General features: G+C 59.1%; 1 protein-coding gene. It reads right to left on the reverse strand.

The genetic code is table 11. The features are described 5' to 3' along the window. Window positions 1-179: 179 nt before the first annotated feature. The coding region (locus tag KHA85_RS20250) for a transporter associated domain-containing protein (RefSeq protein WP_272875187.1) at window positions 180-447 on the reverse strand (268 nt) is incomplete at its 5' end.

Genomic DNA, 447 nt, shown 5'->3' on the forward strand with positions numbered 1-447 from the left:
GGGCAGACTGTTTGGCGGTGCGATTGAGGGTGACGGCCAGCAGGCCGAATAGGGAGACGATGGCCGCGGGCCAGAAGTCGTAGGGCGAGAACGCCAGCGTCCCGCCGGCACCTGACAACAGCGCCAGCAGGGCGCGAACCCGCTGGCGTTCAAGTAATGAGGCTTTAGCCATGTTGGATTTAATCTTCCAGTTTCGGTGGTGGAGAATCGTCCGGAATTTTTACATGACCCTGGATAATACGTCGACTGTCGGCCATGGCAACTTTAAATAGGTATCCTTCGATTTCAATGGTTTCCCCGCGCGCCGGCAGGTGGCCGAAGGCCTGCATCACCAGACCGCCAATGGTATCGACCTCGTCGTCGCTGAAATGGGTGCCGAAGGCTTCGTTGAAGTCTTCGATCGGGGCCAATGCGCGCACGGTGTACATGTGGCGGCTGAGCTGGCGG

The organism is Dietzia massiliensis (assembly GCF_018390595.1).
Lineage (GTDB): Bacteria > Actinomycetota > Actinomycetes > Mycobacteriales > Mycobacteriaceae > Dietzia > Dietzia massiliensis.